We start from the raw sequence: 19,118 nt of genomic DNA, 5'->3' as shown, positions 1-19,118 counted from the left end.
ATGAAAAACTCTGTTTTTAGCCAAAAAATCTATTCTTTCTTACTTGCTGCTTATCGATGGTACTTACAGACTCCTGAACGTTCTTTATATGAAGCTTACGATGCAGCATTAAAGATTAAGGAAATAGAAGATAAGCATTTCAATGGTAAAAAAATAGACATTGACTCAGCCATGTACAGTAACAGTGTGATGGATTATTTTGAGTCAGACCTAAAAAAGCTATTAAAAATTGCAAGGATGCGGCTTACAGAATTGAAAGCAAGCCGTTGGTTTTTAAATGAAGAAAATCAAAAACCTGCTCAGAAAGTAGGTATAGAGTATCTCAGTCCTTCTTTGGTTTTGGAAAAGCTAAACTTCATCGATCAAGTCATATCCAAATACACAACAATTTCTGATCAAATAAATTCTCAAGCTTTAGTAGTCAAACCTTCAAATCTACCAGTTAACTCTGTAATATCCGACAACAAGTCGCTGCTCGTCAATACTCCAACTTTACCACCCAAAATACCAACTCAAGACTCGGATAAAAAATCAAAACTCAAGCGTAAAGTCGATACAACAGGCGTTTTGCCCCGCTCTATTTTAAGTACTATCACTCGTCTGCAAGTTGAATTAGACCCTAATTCTGAACAAGAGGTAATTCAGAGTTTTCGTCAGGGTCAAAGAAGAACAATAATATCTATCAGATTTATTTTACTATTAATTATCGTACCATTACTGACACATCAGATAGCAAAAGCTTTCGTAGTAGGCCCAATTCTTGAGCGCTTTAAAAGCAATGAGCAAATCCAGATATTCCTCAATTCAGAAATGGAAGAGGAAGCCCTTGTAGAATTACAAAGATTTGAAGAAAAGCTAAAGTTTGAAAATCTGATTAGAATTGCTCCTCCACTTTCACCAGAGCGGATGGAAATTGAAATGAAAAATAAGGCCACAGAGGTTGCTGAAGAATTTCGTCACGAAAGCTCTAATGCTATCAAAAATGTTTTTGCAGATATTTTCTCGGTGGGTGCTTTTATCTGGCTTTTAATCGTCAGCAAGTCTTCTATTGCTGTAATCAAAGATTTCTTTGATCATATTGTCTATGGACTTAGTGATAGTGCCAAGGCATTTATCATCATTTTGTTTACTGATATATTTGTAGGATTCCACTCTCCTCATGGCTGGGAAGTCCTCCTAGAAGGTGTATCGCGTCATTGGGGATTACCAGCAAATCGAGATTTTATCTTCTTATTTATTGCGACATTTCCAGTGATTTTAGATACCATTTTTAAGTATTGGATATTCCGATATTTGAACCGGATATCGCCTTCCGCAGTTGCTACTTACCGGAATATGAATGAATAAGGGATTGGGCATAGGGCATGGGGCATGGGGCAGTAAATTATTTTTGGTTTTTGATTTTTGATTTTGAGCGAAGTGGGATAATCTCAAAAATTTTGAATTTTGATGAAAAAGACACTTGCTAGGTTAGGAAAGTTTAACAAAGTTATCGCCATCAGCTTACCTGTGGTTTTGTCGATTTTGCTGGTGCGGATGCCATCTTTGGCGCATCAAGAACTCAGCCCGCCAGAATGTCGTGTCCAAAAGTGGGATATACCAGTTTCCTTGACTGCTAAAAATCAAAATGCACTTACACAAAAGCAAAAAGCACCATTAATCCAGAGACTACCAGTTACTTGTTGTCAAGGTGATATCTCTTGTTTGGATGAAGTACTCTATGGACAAATCGCAGATAAAAAGGCACTGTTGAGTGCGATCGCTCGCAGTCTCGAATATCTGCAAACAGCTAATGCTGTGGCTGCTTATCAAAACTATTCGGTGGCTGAGATTAAACGCGATCGCGTGTTCAAAAGCTTGAAAAGATTCCGCGAACTCCTATTAAAAACTAATTCTGCAACAGAATTACATCAAGCCATTGAGCGAGAATTTGTTCTTTACCAGTCAGTCGGTAAAGACACCAAAGGTTCCGTTTTATTCACCGCCTATTATGAGCCACTTTACGCAGCCAGTCGTGTCCCCACAGCAGAATATCGTTATCCTGTTTATCGCTTACCTCCTGATTTTAACTCCTGGACTAAGCCTCATCCTATACGCTTGGAATTAGAAGGAGCAGATGGTTTACAAAGCGCAAAAGGGAAATTACGAGGATTAGAGTTGTTTTGGTTTCGCGATCGCCTTGAACCATATCTAACTCAAATTGAAGGTTCGGCGAGGCTTCAGCTTCCCGATGGGACTCAGACAACAATCGGCTATGCTGGTAATACCGCTTATAACTACAAAAGCATTGGCCGAGAATTAGTGAATGATGGCAAATTACCACTACAAGGTATAACTATGCCAATTATTCTCGACTATTTCCAAAAGCATCCCCAAGAATTAAATATTTATATTCCGCGCGATCGCAGCTTTGTTTTTTTTCAAGAAAATCATGGTGAACCAGCCCAAGGTTCTATCAACGTACCATTAACAGCAGAGCGTTCTATTGCTACAGATAAATCCCTCATGCCCCCTGGTGCTTTAGCGTTGATTCGCGCTTCTATTCCCTTTGTTAATCCTACCGGAAAAATGGAGGAGCGCATCGTTAGTCGCTATGTTCTTGACCAAGATACCGGAGGTGCAATTAAAGGTGCAGGTAGAGTAGATTATTTTTTAGGTACTGGGAAATTAGCAGGCGATCGCGCTGGTGTTACAGTCAGCAATGGACAATTATTTTATCTATTACTCAAGTAGTTAACTTAACCTGAAATCGGCGGTTAGAAACCGCATCTACAAAGTCAAAACCCGCCTGCGCGGGTTTCAAACTCTTGATTTGACTTTAATAGCTCTCGTTTGTGTAGCCGAGAATTCTATTCGCCAAGACTACGCTTCTATATCCATCTCAGCATCGTCATCGTCATGATCATAAGGGATATCGTCAAGGTCTATCATTTCTGAAATTTCTTCTACTTCATTTAGATACTCAGATTCTTGATGTTCACGCTCTATTAGACGACCAGTTGACTTTAACCATTCCAAGAGAATAAACTCATTACTTGTACGAATTACAGGCGCTCGCTGGTTACGAGGTTCTTCACGTAAAGGACTAATAGGCATAAAAAAAGCTCACTTTGAATTACGGGTTACAGTGCAAAAACAGGAAAGTTCTACACTAAGCTTAAAAGTCTTGTATGACAAGTCTTTTGTCAACAGATGAAATATGAACCATTGAGTTTTTTATTCTCTTGTCCGTCTAGTTACTTACCATTGAAATCTCTTCGCATCAGTCTTATATGATAAATCTTCAAGCGGACACCATCTCACAAGGCATTTGGTAGCTTGGCGAGAGTTTCATACATATTAGAGGGTAATGCAGACAATCTGTTCGCTACAGCTACTGCATCAGCTAAGTTGCTAAATTGACACCGGACTATATCTTGTCCATTTCCTGAAGGGAATCGCTTCCTAGCTTTGTTAGATACAGCACAAATAATCGCTAAAGCTTTGGCGAACCCATCTTTTGTCAAAATTGTTTCTTGAGCGAACCCTTCAACAGGGATAAGGCAAACCTCAAACCGATAACCCGGTCTGGGAGAAACAGCTAAGTCAATATATGGTTTATCTTCTCTTCTGATTCGGCGTAAATATTGGGCTGTCGAATTAGTATCATGCAAATCAGTCCCAAGGGCATAAGTAAAGAAACAATCTTCTGTAAGGGATTCAGGACGGGTAATTATATCCGTTGGCATAAGTTCAAGTAGTATCCGTATGTTGTCTGGCTTTGTGACAAACTTTACTGTCCGTTCTTCTTAGCACATTTTTTGACATTGAGATGTATAAGTTTCACGCGAGGTATTGCAATACACTTCCGCGCACTAAAAATTTCAAGTTTTGGAATGCTGAAGACTCTCATCTCTAAAGGTCTTAGCTTTGTTAACTTTGAGACTATGACCGATCCCTTAGATATCTCTCAACGCCTGAATAGCCGTTACTTCTTCGGCGTCTGTTTCTATTTCTCCAACGGCAAATCACCTCTTTTCACCACTTTTCTAGTTGATAGACACCAAAACTCTTTTAACATAATCCCTAATTTGAGAAGACCTGTTCTAGGTCATCATCTTCAACCTCATTGGGCTTCATTGGATAAATTAGCAATATAAACTGACATCAAACACCTCCAGAATCAAAGGGTGTAGAGATTTAGATTCGGAGAAGCAGTCTATATAGTCAGTTACATGACCGAAAATATTTCTCAACCATGTAATTATAACATAGTTGACGGTTCTGTTGAACTTTTTCACCTATATCTCGGTTGATATTGATACCCCGCTAACAAGCAAAATACCCAAATTCTCAACCCCTGCGATCGCTTAACTTCGTACCCTACAGTAACGCCTAATGGCGATCGCAATCACAAACTCTCTGATATTTATTTATACCCATTTATTTATTGCCTGATATTTTCTAAAAATTAAGAGCATCTTTACGAGTTATTGACATAAATAATCGCCTAAATAAACCCTCCGGATTGTAAATATAATTCTGGGGCATCATCTTCATATCCTGTCTAAGATATTTGCTATTAGCCTGTAGAAATCAACCGAATCATAAATCTTTATTCTATGCTTAACACATTAAAGGTATGTTTTGTCAATGCCATTTGAGATGCGCTTACCCTGCATATCAAATCCAAATCAAGTGTCAAACTGGCGATTATAAATAACCTTAGCAGTATGCCACAATCTACTGCTAAGGTGCGAAGTAAAGAAAGTCAGGATTTCACGAATTTTTTAGGACTACTATAGCTAATAGCTGTTAAAATTTGTCAACAAAATTAACAGCTGAATTCTCCAATAGGCTGCTAGGTCAATTTCTAAACCTACGGAACAGAACCATATCCGAGAGATGGAGCTAAAGCTTTTGCAGCTGTAATGAACCCTTTAAAGTCTAAGTCTGAGTAATACAAGAAATAAGTTGCTCCGGAAATGGGATAAGCACTTGCACTCTTGGGATCGGTCAAATTATCAATTCTAGTCAGCTTAGTACCGTATGTTACAACAGTCCCATCTTTAATAGCCGCTGTAATTGAAGCTGGTGAGACAGCAATATACTTACCTGCCTTGTTAAGTAAGAGTGCGGCAGGTAGCTTTTTAGTTAAACGGGTAGCATTATCCACATAACCAATTGCACCATTATTACTTGTGATCGCAGTGGCTACACCTCCGCCACCAGTAGCACCAATGAAAGTGCTTGGCCAACTAACAGTTGTACCCACTCCTCTATTCCATACATTAGCTGCTGGAACACCTGGAGTCTTACATACAGTATTGAGATGACTGCTTAAAATAAAAGTGCTACCACTTGAGTCAGCACGACGTACAACTTTGATGGGTAGATTGAGTGCTATTTGGCGACCGTTATCTGCACTAATGCTCTTATCGTTCCAATTTTTGATGCTACCGTTCAAAATACCACAGTAACTAGCTCGTGAAAGCTTAAGTCCTGCTGGTACAGTCAGACCATTAGTGTTAAAAGCTAATGTGATTCCGACACCTACCAGAGGCACTTGGACGTAACCACGACCGCCAGTAACTTTTTCTGTTCCGGCTACGGGGTCGTCACTATCTGCAAAAGTGATTGGGCTAGGAGTACCAGTGGGTGGGGTTTGAGTGAAAAAACTTTTTAACCCTGCGCCACTACCATTTGCAGTATATGTGAATGTGAAACTCGATTTTAGAGCTGCAAATAAAGCACCTACAGTACTTGCGCCTGCACCATTACCTATAGAGGTCGCAGCTAGAGATATCTGAGTAGCAGATTGACCTACTACTAAACCAATTGTCATGGCAAATACAGAAACTGAACTTGCCAAATGGGTCAATTGACGATCGCGATAAAAAGCCATGTCAAGCTCCTTCAAATTAATTTCCGGTTCAACACCTTATCAAATCCAAATCAAGTGTCAAACTGGTGATTATAAATAACCTTCTATAAGCACAAACAATTGGCATTAAAAAGGTTATTAATAAACCCAAAGTTTTCACAAAGCTCTGAAGAATGTAGAGCAAATTCAAGGCAAAATTTTAAAGATGTAGAGGGCGTTAAGCTATTGCTCATCCACCCTATGACATGATTATTTGCTAGTTAAAAACTCTACATTCGCAAAGTAAGTTTGTATAAATAAACATTTATTGGCTTTAGTATAAGAGAGTAGTTACTAGGTACTATGAATCATACCTAAATTCACATTCTCGTCTCTTATACCCTTTTAAAAAGCCATGTTTAGTTTTACCCACTTACCTTATTTGGGATGGCAATTTTATCTGAATTATGAAAATAACTTTCTTTAATGTAGATGTGCAGCAGTTTGCCACAAACTACCGCTAAGGTGCGAAGTAAAGAAAGTCAGAATTTCACGAATCTTTGAGGACTGCTACAGCTAATAGCTGTTAAATTAAATGCCAACTAAATCAACAATATAATGTTAAGGTAAAGCTCAAGTCATGATTGCATTATGGAAAGATTAAAAAAGTTAAATATATTTCTGGAATTTAGAGGTGTTTGAAAAGTGGTTTTTGTAGCGCTTTTTATTTATCTCGTCAGAGAAAAATCTGAAACCTTCGCTTATATATGGTTTTGCTTATTAAGGTTTTTTTTAGAGGTTTTAATAAGTAATTAATAGAGTTTACGCAGTTTACAAATTACTCAGCGTGTGTATTAACGAAAATACGTTGTTTCAGCATCTTATCACTCATCCTTTTATTAGTTGCGACGCCGAATAGCCCAACCTAGGCGTCGCAAAAAAATAGCTGAAAAATCTAGCTATAATACCAGAAATCTATACCGCGTGTTTGGTGTTTTCTATCACCGAGTAATTTGGAGTATCTTTTTTGACAAAAAACAAAATTGTAAACATTCGGAATATTTAAGCAAAAGGATAAAGTCTTGTCTATTTCGTGCTACAGACGGTAGACTGATTAACGCGTATATGGATGGTAGTGCTAACATCATCTCCAAAAGTATTCCCAAAGGCCTTTGCAGATGGGATACTGTAGCCAATGCGTTGCAAAGTTCCTTAAAGTTGTAGCAATTTATGTAGTAATCTGTAGGACATTAGGTAAGGATAACACCTCACAAAAAGGTTGCTTGGAGGAATAAAATGTTTTCTATACAACTTGTAACTCTGCTTCCAAGCATTGTCTCGCGTTTCTACCGGATTCGCTAACCTCTAATTGAGGCAAAAGCGCTGGGATAGAAAAAGTCTAGGAGGACTGTAGCAGTTCTGGTTTAAAGCTCGAAACTAGTTTCTCAAACCACGCATACTTACCTTTTAAACTAAACTTAATATTCTCTTAAGTTAACTTAATAATAGTTTGTATATAATGTATGACTTTACTGCGACTTGATAATTTTGATTAAAAATGAATGTTAAATCATGTTAAATTATAATAACTGTAAAATTTTAGACACCTAATACTCATAGTACACCATAGGAAAATTAGCAAATGTCTAGACAAAGTTCTCACCAGAGAAACTTTTTCAAAGCTTTAACTGGTAGTGCGGTCAAAGGATCTCATAAGTTAAGACTGGGACTGAAATCCGGCCTGATTATTCTGGTTGAATCTGTACCTTTTTTGATTGCTTGTGCTGTACTTCTAAGCGTTATCAGCCTAAAAAGTCCTATCCTGCTTTTTTGTTTACTAGTTGGTAGTTTAATTGCAGTCATCACCCAGCAAATTGGGCAGCAGGTGAATTTACCAAGGCGATCGCTAATATTATTACAAATTTTAGCAGCAGCCATCATTCTCAGTTTATATTGGTTAGACTGTTTTGCAGCCCCCGCACAAGCACAGTTTTTTGGGGAAGCTGAAAAGTTTTTCAAAAAGAACTTAGGTGGTGCAGCAACAAGTAGTGGTGGTGGTAGCGAGACAGCAATAAGTTTGATATTTAATGTGTTGCGGGCGATTTACTTACTCTATATTGCAATTTCGCTGGTTGGTGTGATTAACGCAGTGCGTAAAGATGAAGATTGGCAAAGCATTGCCAGAACTCCCCTATTAGTCGTTGTTGCTGTTACCATTGCTGATGTACTCACACGCTTTGTAATTGGCTCACAGCCGTAAATAATTCAGATATTTCAAATGTCTCAAGAGCGGGAACAAGAATTTCGTCCAGTCAATCAGGTTCTGGGAAGCCAACCTTCGTTAGGACCAATCCCTGCTGATCAAATTCTTCCTTGGACGGTAATTGCCTTAGCCTCCTACTTTATTATCAATGGGATTTTTGGGGGGATTTTCCAAGAAGAGTTTCAAAAATGGTTGTGGACAGTACTAATTACTGGTTGGGGAATCGGAACTTGGTGGATTTTAACTGGTGGTAGGAGTTGGAGTTTTTTAAGTAAATTTATTGGCGTTCCCGCTTGGACAAGAGGCTTTGCTCGTTATCAAAGCTTATTGGAAGTTAACCATGAAGCAAAAAATCGGAAAACAAAGCGTCGGCATCGCCGGAAATGAAAGTAGATTAACACCATTTGAAGATGCCTTACACTTGGCGACAATGTTACGTGTCGCAATGAATGGACGTGATATTGGGGGTTACCTTTTGACAAAAGGCACTCAAAAAGATCGGTTCTGCTTTGTTTTTGGTTTTGACTGTAAGGGAATTCATACCACCTTAAGACCCGAACAAATCGATACACTTTTTAATAATATTGAAGCTGGATTGAAAGACATTCCTAGCGGTGAAAGGATGACACTGCATTTGGGATCTTTTAGTTCAGACAAAGAGCGCCAAAAAGAATTAGCATCACTAATAAGAAATGCGCCATCACGAGATATCAAATATTTGTTGATGGCGGAAAGAGCTAGAGTCAAAGAACTGACTATTTCTGGGATTCGGAAGCCAAAATTTTTGCGGATTTATGTCACCTACACCATTGAATCCAATTCCAGACATGCAGATGATTGGATAGAGAAGCTTTTAGTCAAAGCTGAATCATGGTGGTTGAAATTCAAAGGGGATCTCTCAGAAGTAGAAAACCAACGCATTGAAACCCTGATTACAAATGCTTACAAACAGGGTTTTCTCCGCTGGGAACAAATTTTATCTAACCAAATGGGATTGGATGTCAAGCCTTTGACAGCTGTTGAACTCTGGGAGGAGATATGGAGAAGGTTTAATGATACAGATCCAATAGATATTCCCCAGTTAATGACTTTAGATGAACAAGGACTACACGAGCAAGTTAATTCAGATTTAGCTAGTACTAAATTGCTTATAGACAATATCCACGGCACTACTTTGCTGATGGAGTCTAGCGTCCCTTGTGCCGATCGCCGCTGGGTTAATGTTAACAATCGTTATATTGGCGCACTGTCATTTCTCGAAAAACCTGGAGGTTGGCCAAATAAATCTGCCCAACTGCGCTATTTATGGGAACTGTTGGCCAGAGAAAGAGTAGTAGATACAGAGATTTTTTGTGAGTTGACTGCGGCAAATCCAGCAGTGGTGAAAACTACCCTGCAACGAGTGCTGAAACAGTCAAACATGACGACAATCATGGCTCAAGAAAAAAGTAAAACTATTGATGTCAATGCTCAATTAAAGTTGAAGAAATCGGTAGCAGCACAAGAACAATTATTTGAAGGTGCAGTCCCGATTTATACGAGTATCGCTATTTTGGTACATCGTCCAACTGTCGATAAATTAGATGAGGCAACAAGATATATTGAAAACTGTTTTCAACGTCCAGCAAGAGTAATTAGGGAAACTGAGTACGCCTGGAAAATTTGGCTACAAACTCTACCGATAGTTTGGGAGGGTTTGTTAGCAACACCCTTTAACCGTCGCCAGCTATATTTAACAAGTGAAGTTCCCGGATTAATGCCTTTAGTTTTAACTAAACGGGGTGATAAACAAGGCTTTGAGTTGATTGCTGAAGAAGGCGGAACACCTGTACATTTAGATTTATTTAATCAGCACAAAAATTTAGCTTTGTTTGCCACAACTCGTGCTGGTAAATCGGTGTTGGTATCAGGGATTTTAACTCAAGCTTTGGCGCATGGCATTCCTGTAGTGGCGTTAGATTTCCCTAAACCTGATGGCACATCTACTTTTACTGACTACACAGAGTTTATGGAGGGAAATGGGGCCTATTTTGATATCTCTAAACAATCGAATAACTTATTTGAACAGCCAGACTTACGATCGCTAGAACCAGAACAACAGCGCGATCGCTTTAACGATTATACCGCCTTCCTAGAATCAGCGTTAATGACAATGGTTTTAGGATCATCCAGTGAAAGTCAAATTTTATCGCAAACCGTGCGATCGCTGCTCAACTTAGCATTAGAAGCCTTCTTTGCTGATGAGGGCATGAAAGAGCGATATCGACAGGCGATGGCGGGAGGATTTGGCACTCAGGCTTGGCTGAAAACTCCTACCTTAAAAGATTTTCTGTTTTTCTGTTCACCAGAACACTTGCAGCTAAGTTCTTTAACTGGCAGAGTAGAAGACGCCCTTAGTCAAATTCAGCTGCGCTTACGATTTTGGCTTTCTAGTCGTGTGGGACAAGCCATTTCTGCACCATCCAGCTTTCCTACCGATGCACAACTTTTAGTTTTTGCTCTCAGAAACTTATCAGATAGTGAAGATGCAGCCGTACTTTCTTTGAGTGCCTATTCAGCAGCATTACGACGCGCATTAAGTAGTCCAGCCTCCATATTCTTCATCGATGAAGCGCCAATTTTATTTGAATTCGAGCAAATTTCTGACTTAGTTGGCAGAATTTGTGCGAACGGTGCTAAAGCCGGGATCAGAGTCATCTTATCAGGACAAGATCCTGATACCATTGCCAAATCTAAAGCTGCATCTAAAATTTTGCAAAACCTGACAACACGATTGATTGGACGCATTCAGCCAGTTGCAGTAGATAGTTTTGCAGACATCTTGAAATATCCCCGCCAAGTTATTTCTCGTAATGCCTCAGAAAGCTTTTTTCCCCGGAAAGAAGGCGTTTATAGCCAATGGCTATTAGATGATAACGGTATTTATACATTCTGTCGTTATTATCCAGGTTACGAACAATTGGCAGCAGTTGCTAATAACCCTTCTGAACAAACTGCACGGAGCAAAATGATGCAACTTCATAGCGATAAGTATGAAGCAATTTCTGCATTTGCACGTCAGTTAGTGGCTACTCTCCGTAGTAGTTAATCGGGTTATATAAGCAGTTAACAGTGATTTAAAAAGTTATAAATCATAGTTAAAAAGCTAAATTCCTGACTTGCTACTTAATATCGTCTACCTTTTTCAGGCACAAATGTATGCGAAAAACTACCATTTTTACTTTTACGTTGTTATCCCTGGCAATCCTACCAGCAATAGCACAAGTTCAACTGGGATCGGGATTAGGAGAGGTTTGGACTAATTTTAAATTATATTCCACAGATATGGGAATATACTTTCAAAATAATCTGAGCGAAAACTTAAACCCTGTAGAAACACAGAGCCGAAATGCTCTTGATAGTGCTAAGGGAAATACAGAATTGAAGATACCTAACCCCGTCGATGCGGGACAAAATGTTCGTGATAACATTATCAACGAATCTTATCGTTCAGAATCTAAAGCAAGCCGCTTTGAAAATAATGCAGCAGTACGGGCAAATTTAGTTAGTAATGAACTCAATCGTTTTATTACTCGTGGAGCAGCAGAAGCTATTCTTGGTAAAGATGGACAAAATCGGACACAAGTAAAGTTAGAAAATACTGAAAACACACTAAAAGATATTGACGCAATTAACGAGACGGCAGGGGCAAAGAACAACCTATTTAGTAGCAAATTTAGTCAATTAACTACAGGGCTAGGAAAAAGCGATGTAGCCCAAGCCGCTATAAGTACTATTTCTGGTTTATCAAATTTAGCACAAATGCTAGGTGAAAATAACTTGCAAACTATTAAGATTCAACAGGCACAATCAGTAATTTTAGGTGAAACCTTTGCTCAGACAATACAAACGAATCAGTCTTTACAATATTCTAATTTAAATTTAGCAAATATTTCTCAGCAGGCAGAAGAGGCGAATCGCGCTCGGAGGGTAGATACATCTACAGAAGCAGCGCGACTTTTACGAGCTACTTCTCAACTAGATTTGTTTCGGAGTGCGAGTAAAAAAGAAGTTGATAAGTATGATTTGAGGATAAAAAAACTCTAATTTTCCATACAATCAATTTTTAAAATCCTTAAACTTTTTACAAACCACAGCAAATCTAAAAAACAGTTTGGTAGGGTGCGTTACGCTGCCGCTAACGCACCGAAAGCATCCTGGATGGTGCGTTATGAACGTAACGCACCCTACGAAATCTAAAAAAAACAGCCCATCAACTCAAAATGCAACTTGCTATTCAACTAATTTTTGCCCAAGTAGGTGCTCAAGTAGGCATTAATGAGGTTCTCGATAATGGTGTCGTAACTTCTCTAAGTATTGCCGAAGGTTGGAATAAACAATGGCTGGATTTATTACAAAATAATACTAGTAATAACTTGTATGGAGCGCTGACAAATCTGGGTATTTTTTTTGCGGTAGGAACCCTGTTATTTTTTATGATACAATTCCTCAAAGACTTAATATCCTACGAATATAGTCGTCCAATATCAGCTTTAATCTGGCCTTTTGTAGTGGTGATCCTCTTAAGTAATTCAGGGAAGGGAAGTATCCTTTCTAATTTGACACTGGGAGTCAGGGATTTTTTAAACACTGTGAATCAGCAAGTAGTGGTATCAGCAGATGCGGGTCAAATGTACCAACAAGCACTGAATATGAGTGTTGCTGAAGAAGTAACTGGTTCTTTTCTGCGTCCTTGCCAATCGCTAACTGGCGCTCAACAAAGTCAATGCTTTGTCAGCGCTGCCGATAAGGTCAATATTCTCTTGCAGAAATATAGAAATACATACGGAAGGAAAATTTGGATATATAGGCTACAAACTAAGGTAAATAATATTAGATATAACAAAGGCTTTATATCAGAAATCTCATTTAATTCTTTATTAGGTTCTACAGTCCAAACAAGCATAAAAAACTTTTTAGTTTCCTTACAATATGCCTTCCAGAATTTGATAGAAGCTACTATGTTGCTGATAGCGGTTTTAGGGCCAATAGCCGTAGGTGGGTCTTTACTGCCTGTAGCTGGTAAACCAATTTTTGCATGGGTAACTGGATTTTTATCTATTGGAATCGCCAAGATTTCATTCAATATTATTGCTGTGCTGACTGCCGCAGTGATTGTAAATGGGCCAGGTCAAAATGCTAATGCTGATCCAGACTTAATGTGGTTCATAATTTTTCTGGGAATTTTAGCACCAATTTTATCATTATTTGTGGCTGCTGCTGGCGGTTTTGCAGTCTTCAGTGCTATCAGCAATACGGCTTCTTTAGTAAAGGAGAGGATATAGGAAATTCAAAACTTGTATTGAGCTTGTCGAAGTATTCAAAATGAATAAAATTTTTGCAAGTGTCGTAATTGCTGAATTATATGCAAATGATAATTTATATAGAATAGCTGAATTTTTTTGCAGAAGAGGTGAGTAAATGGTGCGTTTACTGGAAAAAAGACAATCAATAGCTAGTGTTTTGACACTTTTTGCGATCGCTACCTTCAGTTTACATATATTAGTTTTACTTATATTCATATTTCAAGGGCTAAAGATTCGCCAACTCAGTCTGAGAAAACCTCCCAACTTTGTGCAATTAATCAACGGTAAACCAGTAGCTAATATTGATGATTTAGCAAGAGAACCAGAAGCAATTCGCCAATTCATCAGCAAAACGATGATATCAATGTTTAGCTGGTCTGGAACCTTACCACCACAAACTATCGAAGAAGTTGCAAACCCAAAATCAGATTTAGGAATTCTTATTCAAACACCTCAAGGGAGTAGCCAAAAAATTAGTACCAGCAGTTGGATAGCTAGTTTTGCCTTATCAGAAGACTTTCGCAAAGGTTTCTTAAGCACAGTTGCAGAAATGACACCGCCAGAAGTTTTCTCTGAAAATCCCAGCCTTGTTATGACATCACAATTAGTTATTAAGCGGGTTTATCCGCCAAAACAAATTGCGCCAGGTAAGTGGCGAGTGGGTATGGTAGCCGACTTAATTCAAAAAAACCGAGTTGGTGGTGCAAAACTTGTAACTCCTTTTAACAAAGATTTCCTTGTCCGTGCAGCAGATTATTTCGCTAATCCCCAAACCGACAATGGCACAGATCTGCAAAAAGCAATTTATAGTGTCCGCGCTGATAGATTAGAAATTTATGAAATTCGTAACTTATGTTTGCTAGATAGCTACAACAACCTTAACGAAGATAAATTTAGGCAATGCGGGACTGGACAAACATCTGATAGCTTTGTCAGATAATCAATTTCTAATTCACTGGCTCATAGCTCAATTTATATAATCAATTATTAATGCAATTACTCAAACCAGAAAATAAGAAAAATAGCCCATTACCACTGTTGGCAGTAGGAACATTTGGGTTACATCTATTTACCTTGCTTGTACTAATCTTTCACGGGTCTATGTTACAACAGTTAGGTCGGCAACTCACACCTCAAAGTTTAGTCCAACTTGTTGATGGTCGCACTATAACCGTAGACCCCGAACCAAATTTAAAGCGACAGCCAGAGGCTATTCGGCGCTTTGTGGGTGAAACTATGAGCTTAATGCTTACCTGGTCAGATCAACAGCCGCCAACACAAGTCTGGGAAATTACCTCCCAACTAGTAGCTGATAATTTTAAACAAAAACTTAAATCAGAACTTACTAATTTAAATCCAGATAGCCAATTTGAAAATGTTAATAGAGGAGCAGAGAATGTATTAGTAATCCAAAAAATTTCTCAACCTACAGAAATAGGCGATGGAAAGTGGAAAGTAGAGATCCTTGCCAATCAATTAGTTTTTAGCAGTTATGATAGGTTGGGAAAATCAATTTCCTTTAATAAACAAATTTTAGTAAGAGCAATAGATGAACCAGCAACTTCACTACCAAATGCAGCACTACCGTTACACTTCGCAGCTTACCGCCTTGGTGAAGCCAGACTAGAAATTTATAATATATGTGAAATCAAAGATAAAAATTGTTCTGGAAATCCTAACCAAGCTTTACCATGACTCGATACTCAATTCCGGCCCAAACGCCTCCCCAAAATGGATTTACTCTAACCACTGACGATCGCCAACCAGAAGTAGAATCTTTAGATTGGGAATCACGGATGTCAAGGTTAGTCGGCTTTGAAGAAGAATCTTCTTCTACCGATACCCAAGGATCAGAAGACTCTGCAACGCCGCAAGAATCGCTATCTCTTCCACAAGAAGTTCAGACTAAGCAACCTTTCTCATCGAATCCTTTTGCAAAGTTAGGCTTGGTAGGGGCTGCTACCTTAGCGATAGTTTTGGTGGGTGGTGTGTTTTTGTCCCAGTTGATGAGTCCCAGCAATAAAAAGCCAGAAAATATTGTTACTCCACAAGTGCGTGAGCAGCCAACTGATGAATCTACCTCTCAACAGCTAGCAGGCGAAGTAGATACTCTGAAAACGAAATTAGCTCTGACTGAACAAGCACAGATGGTGAAAGCCGCCCAACAACAGCTAAGAACTGCCAAATCAACGCCGACAGTAGCCTTACAAGAACCGTCAATTTCTTCTAGAGGTAGAGAGAAAGTGATCCCAACACCCCCACCAACAGCTTATGTGCCTCGGACAGTGACAGTTGAGCGCATCGTAAAAGTACCGGCTTCTCAACCTTTGCCATCACCCCAGCTACCAGTTGTCAAGCCAAACACTCAACCCGTAATCAATATAACTTCACCACCTCCACCAAGCGCATTTGAAGAGTGGAGAAGGTTAGCAAAGTTAGGTAGCTACGGTCAAGTAAATGCTACAGAACAACCTAATAACATCGCAGCTGCTCCTGAACCTGCAAACAATACGCAGCCGCAGGAACAAACCTCACAACAGGGAACTCCTGCTCCTGCGGTGAGCCAAGCGCAACCGCAGGGAGAGAAATCTGTAGCAGTAGGAAGTAGTGCTAAAGCTGTGTTAGCAACAGCGATATTTGGGGAAACTAATACTAAATCAGGCGGTGGTGATGAAACAGGTGGACAGAAAAACGTATTTGTAGTCCGATTGACAGAACCACTAAAATCTACCGATGGTGCGATCGCTGTACCCGCAAACACCGAATTCCTAGCTGAAATTGGTTCCCTTTCCGAACAAGGTCTTTTGCAGATGAACATAGTCAAAGTTATCTCGCGAAATAACAGCAACCCTACAGAACAAAGCTTACCCAACAATGCAATTATTCTTCGCGGTACCCAAGGTAAACCTTTAATCGCAAATAAATTTCCTAGTCAAAGTTCGTCCATAGCATCAATGGATGCAGGACTATTCATTTTGGGAGGTATTGGTAAAGCAGCAGAGTTAGTCAATCTCCCTGATACTGAAGTCATACCACTTCCTAGTACAGTTAACACCCCAGCCAATGGCACCACTCCCGCCTCCACCAGCAGCACCACCAGCCTTACTACTGTCACTCAGCCCAGACGCAACCTTGCAGCTGGGGTTGTGGAAGGTGGTTTGAACTCTGTAGTACCCCAAATTGCCCAACGTAATCAACAGGCGATCGCCCAAATGTCGCAACAAGGTGGTGTTTGGTTTTTGCCAGCAGGCACAAACGTTGAAATATACGTTAATCAAGCAACCCAGTTTTAGAAGGTAGGATTTATACTAATTTTAGATTTTGGATTGGGTAATGGTAATTGGTAATTAGTTTTCCTTCCATCTTTCCCATCTCCCTTTATTCTATCTACCAATCTCCCCCATTTGTAACCATGAAAAATAATACTAACTTGTCAGGAAATACCCGAAATAATTATTATTTCCTATCTATAGCTTCCTTAATTTGCTCGGTTGCTATGTTCTTGTTAGTAGGCCGTGCTGTAGCTAATAACGCCGTTCTGCGTTCCATATTTTCCTGCCAAGCACAGGGTTTAGGGGGACTAATACCTACTATCAACGTTTGGTATCAAGAAGGAACAAACTTAAGCTTTATTCCGGCTGGAGAAGTAATTAAAAAAGTTTGGTTAAACGATCCATCACAGGTAACTATAGACTTTGATGGGCCAGTATGTATGCAGTTTGGTCAAGAACCTAATACTAGTGGAGGAGATTGTAAAAACTCAGCAGCAAATGTAATTCAACTCAGACGAATTAAAAAACTGGACATTCCTGGACTTCCTCCCACTAGCAATACACTTTTAACAGTTGTTACCGAAGCGCAAGGTAAAAACAAGTTATATACTTTTCGAGTGTTATATGGAACAGATAACCCTGAATATCACACTTTAGCAATTTTTTCCGATCCTTCTGGTCAGGAAGGAGCTTGTGCCAGGGTTTCACAATAAACTTCTAGCAAAAGTAGCCAATGACGACCACTGAAGTTTCCCCGCCACAAAAAGCGCTGATGCTTACCTATGTCTGCATTGTGGCTTTTTAAAAGCCTTGCTCTCCTTTTTAAGCAAGGTTAGAGAGAAGTTAAGTCTTACAGCAATTTTCTTTCTTTATAGACCACGGTTAGGGCAGGGAATGAGGAGTGTTGTATTTCAATCAATTGAAAAAATGCGATAACTTAACCGTATTGGCTTATTCAGGCATTTTTAGCCCATATCTTTATAAATCTTCAGATAAAAACTAAATAAATCTTCAGATAAAAACTAACCACAAATTCCAAATCCGTGCAAATATAAAGAAAAGCTTAAGAGGTTACAGACTCATGGTGAGTGCCAAAATGATGCAACAGCTCTGGGCTGTAATCGAATCTACCCAGGTCAACACCCTGCTCAGTTTTGAGGATGCTGCTTTAGTCCAATTGCTCCTCCAGCAGTTAAAAGTTAAGCAGGGATTTGATGCCCAGGCAGATAGCACCCTCAATACTTATATAAAATCTAAACTGCCCCTCATTCGCGATACGGCTGAAGGCCGATTATCTTTCGGGCAAGGCGGCAATCATTAGCACGATAAATCAAATGATTGCTCCCTCCCAAGCATCCGCTCAGAGTTCAAACAGTGGAATATTATGAATCACTGGCTAGTAATTGCCCTAGTAGCTTATCTAATTGGAGCAGCGATTGAAGGGGTGAGTACAGCCAGTCAGCTATCTCATTCAGTGCCAGAACTAGCTAAAAGTACACAAGCTCATCCTTCAGAGTCTGCCACTGAGCCTAGTTCGACTTGGCGAGTTGTGGCCGCCATCGCCTCAGTAAGTATCTGTGGAGCTTTTTTGTGGCCTTGCCGCCTTTTCCATCATTTAATTAAAGGCAACGTTAGTTCGTAAACCTAGCCCCGGCTGAAGCACGGGGGCAAAAAATATATGTATTAGTTAGTCAATTATGCAGTTTGTTCTGGTGTCGCTACATTTTGCCCAATTTTTGGCTCAGTACCAGCAAACAGTCGTTCAATATTAGTGCGATGGCGCAAAATCACATATAGTCCACCGGCAATCCCAAACAGAATATAGGGTAACGGTTGATGCAAAAGTACCATGAAAATGGAAACTGCGATCGCACCTGCAATTGAACTTAAAGAGACAATCCGCGATATCGCCACAACGACGGCAAACACACCTGCTGTTGCTAAACCTACTTGCCAACTCATTGCCAACAAAATCCCCAAGCTGATAGCAACGGATTTACCACCGGTAAAACCCAAAAAAATTGATTTACTATGTCCCAGGATGGCAGCTAACCCAGCTAAAATTACTATGCATGGTTTCCACATATTTGCATCTACCGTTGGATGGATATAATTTTGAATTGGCTCAAAATTGAATAACCAGTAAACTAGAGCGATCGCTAATACTCCCTTTAAGGAATCAAGTACTAAAACGAATGCTCCTGGCCCTTTCCCCAAGATTCTTAGTACATTAGTTGCGCCAGTGGAACCTGAACCAACTTCTCGAATATCAATACCTTTTAACTGCTTTACAGCAATGTACCCAGTGGGAAAAGAACCCAGTAGGTAAGCTATGACAACAATTGCCCCACACAGAGTTAACCAAATAGCCATAATACAATTCAAAATTCACGCAT

At 39.5% G+C, this 19,118-nt stretch carries 17 protein-coding genes; 13 read left to right on the top strand and 4 right to left on the bottom strand.

Going from position 1 to position 19,118, the window contains the following annotated elements; all coding sequences use genetic code 11:
• Both V7K30_RS19315 and mltA read left to right on the top strand, forming a co-directional pair.
• Window positions 1-1,347: a proton extrusion protein PcxA gene (locus V7K30_RS19315; protein WP_335001971.1), complete on the top strand. Its 1,347-nt coding sequence runs from the start codon at window positions 1-3 to the stop codon at window positions 1,345-1,347.
• Between the two features lie 102 nt (window positions 1,348-1,449).
• Window positions 1,450-2,733: a murein transglycosylase A gene (mltA, locus tag V7K30_RS19310; protein WP_335001969.1), complete on the top strand. Its 1,284-nt coding sequence runs from the start codon at window positions 1,450-1,452 to the stop codon at window positions 2,731-2,733.
• A gap of 129 nt (window positions 2,734-2,862) precedes the next feature.
• Here mltA and V7K30_RS19305 read toward each other — a convergent pair whose 3' ends face one another.
• The 3 genes from V7K30_RS19305 to V7K30_RS19295 all read right to left on the bottom strand — a co-directional run bounded on the left by V7K30_RS19305 (window position 2,863) and on the right by V7K30_RS19295 (window position 5,884).
• Window positions 2,863-3,096 (bottom strand): DUF3134 domain-containing protein, encoded by a 234-nt coding sequence (locus V7K30_RS19305; protein ID WP_300419985.1) that lies wholly within the window; start codon window positions 3,094-3,096, stop codon window positions 2,863-2,865.
• A 203-nt stretch (window positions 3,097-3,299) separates the two neighbouring features.
• Window positions 3,300-3,728, bottom strand: coding sequence for a hypothetical protein (locus tag V7K30_RS19300; protein WP_335001967.1), 429 nt, complete (start codon window positions 3,726-3,728; stop codon window positions 3,300-3,302).
• Window positions 3,729-4,858: 1,130 nt separating this feature from the next.
• Window positions 4,859-5,884 (bottom strand): substrate-binding domain-containing protein, encoded by a 1,026-nt coding sequence (locus V7K30_RS19295; protein WP_335001965.1) that lies wholly within the window; start codon window positions 5,882-5,884, stop codon window positions 4,859-4,861.
• Between the two features lie 1,600 nt (window positions 5,885-7,484).
• Between V7K30_RS19295 and V7K30_RS19290 the strand changes: the two genes are divergently transcribed.
• The 11 genes from V7K30_RS19290 (at window position 7,485) to V7K30_RS19240 (ending at window position 18,364) form a co-directional block, all read left to right on the top strand.
• A complete protein-coding gene (locus V7K30_RS19290; RefSeq protein WP_335001963.1) occupies window positions 7,485-8,102 on the top strand; it encodes a hypothetical protein in 618 nt (205 codons plus the stop codon).
• Between the two features lie 18 nt (window positions 8,103-8,120).
• Window positions 8,121-8,492, top strand: coding sequence for a hypothetical protein (locus V7K30_RS19285; RefSeq protein WP_292764466.1), 372 nt, complete (start codon window positions 8,121-8,123; stop codon window positions 8,490-8,492).
• Window positions 8,446-11,193 (top strand): hypothetical protein, encoded by a 2,748-nt coding sequence (locus V7K30_RS19280; RefSeq protein ID WP_335001961.1) that lies wholly within the window; start codon window positions 8,446-8,448, stop codon window positions 11,191-11,193. Before V7K30_RS19285 ends, V7K30_RS19280 begins: the two co-directional genes overlap by 47 nt.
• Window positions 11,194-11,303: 110 nt before the next feature.
• Entirely contained in the window at window positions 11,304-12,191 is an 888-nt protein-coding gene (locus V7K30_RS19275; protein WP_335001960.1) for a hypothetical protein, read from the top strand.
• A 176-nt stretch (window positions 12,192-12,367) separates the two neighbouring features.
• Complete coding sequence (locus V7K30_RS19270; protein ID WP_335001958.1) at window positions 12,368-13,429, top strand: hypothetical protein; 1,062 nt, start codon at window positions 12,368-12,370, stop codon at window positions 13,427-13,429.
• A 136-nt stretch (window positions 13,430-13,565) separates the two neighbouring features.
• Window positions 13,566-14,390, top strand: a complete 825-nt coding sequence (locus V7K30_RS19265) for a hypothetical protein (protein WP_335001957.1) — start codon at window positions 13,566-13,568, stop codon at window positions 14,388-14,390.
• Window positions 14,391-14,440: 50 nt separating this feature from the next.
• Window positions 14,441-15,145, top strand: a complete 705-nt coding sequence (locus tag V7K30_RS19260) for a hypothetical protein (RefSeq protein WP_335001956.1) — start codon at window positions 14,441-14,443, stop codon at window positions 15,143-15,145.
• Window positions 15,142-16,743 (top strand): hypothetical protein, encoded by a 1,602-nt coding sequence (locus V7K30_RS19255; RefSeq protein WP_335001954.1) that lies wholly within the window; start codon window positions 15,142-15,144, stop codon window positions 16,741-16,743. Before V7K30_RS19260 ends, V7K30_RS19255 begins: the two co-directional genes overlap by 4 nt.
• A gap of 119 nt (window positions 16,744-16,862) precedes the next feature.
• Window positions 16,863-17,435 carry a hypothetical protein gene (locus V7K30_RS19250; protein ID WP_335001952.1) on the top strand — a complete coding sequence of 191 codons (573 nt, stop codon included), beginning with the start codon at window positions 16,863-16,865 and terminating at the stop codon, window positions 17,433-17,435.
• A 368-nt stretch (window positions 17,436-17,803) separates the two neighbouring features.
• Window positions 17,804-18,043, top strand: a complete 240-nt coding sequence (locus V7K30_RS19245) for a hypothetical protein (protein WP_335001950.1) — start codon at window positions 17,804-17,806, stop codon at window positions 18,041-18,043.
• A 63-nt stretch (window positions 18,044-18,106) separates the two neighbouring features.
• Window positions 18,107-18,364, top strand: coding sequence for a hypothetical protein (locus tag V7K30_RS19240; RefSeq protein ID WP_335001949.1), 258 nt, complete (start codon window positions 18,107-18,109; stop codon window positions 18,362-18,364).
• 53 nt (window positions 18,365-18,417) lie between these two features.
• Here the strand turns inward: V7K30_RS19240 and plsY are convergent, their stop codons facing one another.
• On the bottom strand, window positions 18,418-19,095 hold the full coding sequence (gene plsY, locus V7K30_RS19235; protein WP_335001947.1) for a glycerol-3-phosphate 1-O-acyltransferase PlsY: 678 nt from the start codon (window positions 19,093-19,095) through the stop codon (window positions 18,418-18,420).
• Between the last annotated feature and the right edge of the window lie 23 nt (window positions 19,096-19,118).

It is taken from the genome of Nostoc sp. (assembly GCF_036917655.1).
GTDB lineage: Bacteria > Cyanobacteriota > Cyanobacteriia > Cyanobacteriales > Nostocaceae > Nostoc.
This window is presented reverse-complemented; position numbering and strand designations above follow the sequence as displayed.

Coding starts and splice junctions, on each gene's coding strand:
- V7K30_RS19315 (WP_335001971.1), top strand. CDS start 1: ATGAAAAACTCTGTTTTTAGCCAAAAAATCTATTCTTTCTTACTTGCT.
- mltA (WP_335001969.1), top strand. CDS start 1,450: ATGAAAAAGACACTTGCTAGGTTAGGAAAGTTTAACAAAGTTATCGCC.
- V7K30_RS19305 (WP_300419985.1), bottom strand. CDS start 3,096: ATGCCTATTAGTCCTTTACGTGAAGAACCTCGTAACCAGCGAGCGCCT.
- V7K30_RS19300 (WP_335001967.1), bottom strand. CDS start 3,728: ATGCCAACGGATATAATTACCCGTCCTGAATCCCTTACAGAAGATTGT.
- V7K30_RS19295 (WP_335001965.1), bottom strand. CDS start 5,884: ATGGCTTTTTATCGCGATCGTCAATTGACCCATTTGGCAAGTTCAGTT.
- V7K30_RS19290 (WP_335001963.1), top strand. CDS start 7,485: ATGTCTAGACAAAGTTCTCACCAGAGAAACTTTTTCAAAGCTTTAACT.
- V7K30_RS19285 (WP_292764466.1), top strand. CDS start 8,121: ATGTCTCAAGAGCGGGAACAAGAATTTCGTCCAGTCAATCAGGTTCTG.
- V7K30_RS19280 (WP_335001961.1), top strand. CDS start 8,446: ATGAAGCAAAAAATCGGAAAACAAAGCGTCGGCATCGCCGGAAATGAA.
- V7K30_RS19275 (WP_335001960.1), top strand. CDS start 11,304: ATGCGAAAAACTACCATTTTTACTTTTACGTTGTTATCCCTGGCAATC.
- V7K30_RS19270 (WP_335001958.1), top strand. CDS start 12,368: ATGCAACTTGCTATTCAACTAATTTTTGCCCAAGTAGGTGCTCAAGTA.
- V7K30_RS19265 (WP_335001957.1), top strand. CDS start 13,566: ATGGTGCGTTTACTGGAAAAAAGACAATCAATAGCTAGTGTTTTGACA.
- V7K30_RS19260 (WP_335001956.1), top strand. CDS start 14,441: ATGCAATTACTCAAACCAGAAAATAAGAAAAATAGCCCATTACCACTG.
- V7K30_RS19255 (WP_335001954.1), top strand. CDS start 15,142: ATGACTCGATACTCAATTCCGGCCCAAACGCCTCCCCAAAATGGATTT.
- V7K30_RS19250 (WP_335001952.1), top strand. CDS start 16,863: ATGAAAAATAATACTAACTTGTCAGGAAATACCCGAAATAATTATTAT.
- V7K30_RS19245 (WP_335001950.1), top strand. CDS start 17,804: ATGGTGAGTGCCAAAATGATGCAACAGCTCTGGGCTGTAATCGAATCT.
- V7K30_RS19240 (WP_335001949.1), top strand. CDS start 18,107: ATGAATCACTGGCTAGTAATTGCCCTAGTAGCTTATCTAATTGGAGCA.
- plsY (WP_335001947.1), bottom strand. CDS start 19,095: ATGGCTATTTGGTTAACTCTGTGTGGGGCAATTGTTGTCATAGCTTAC.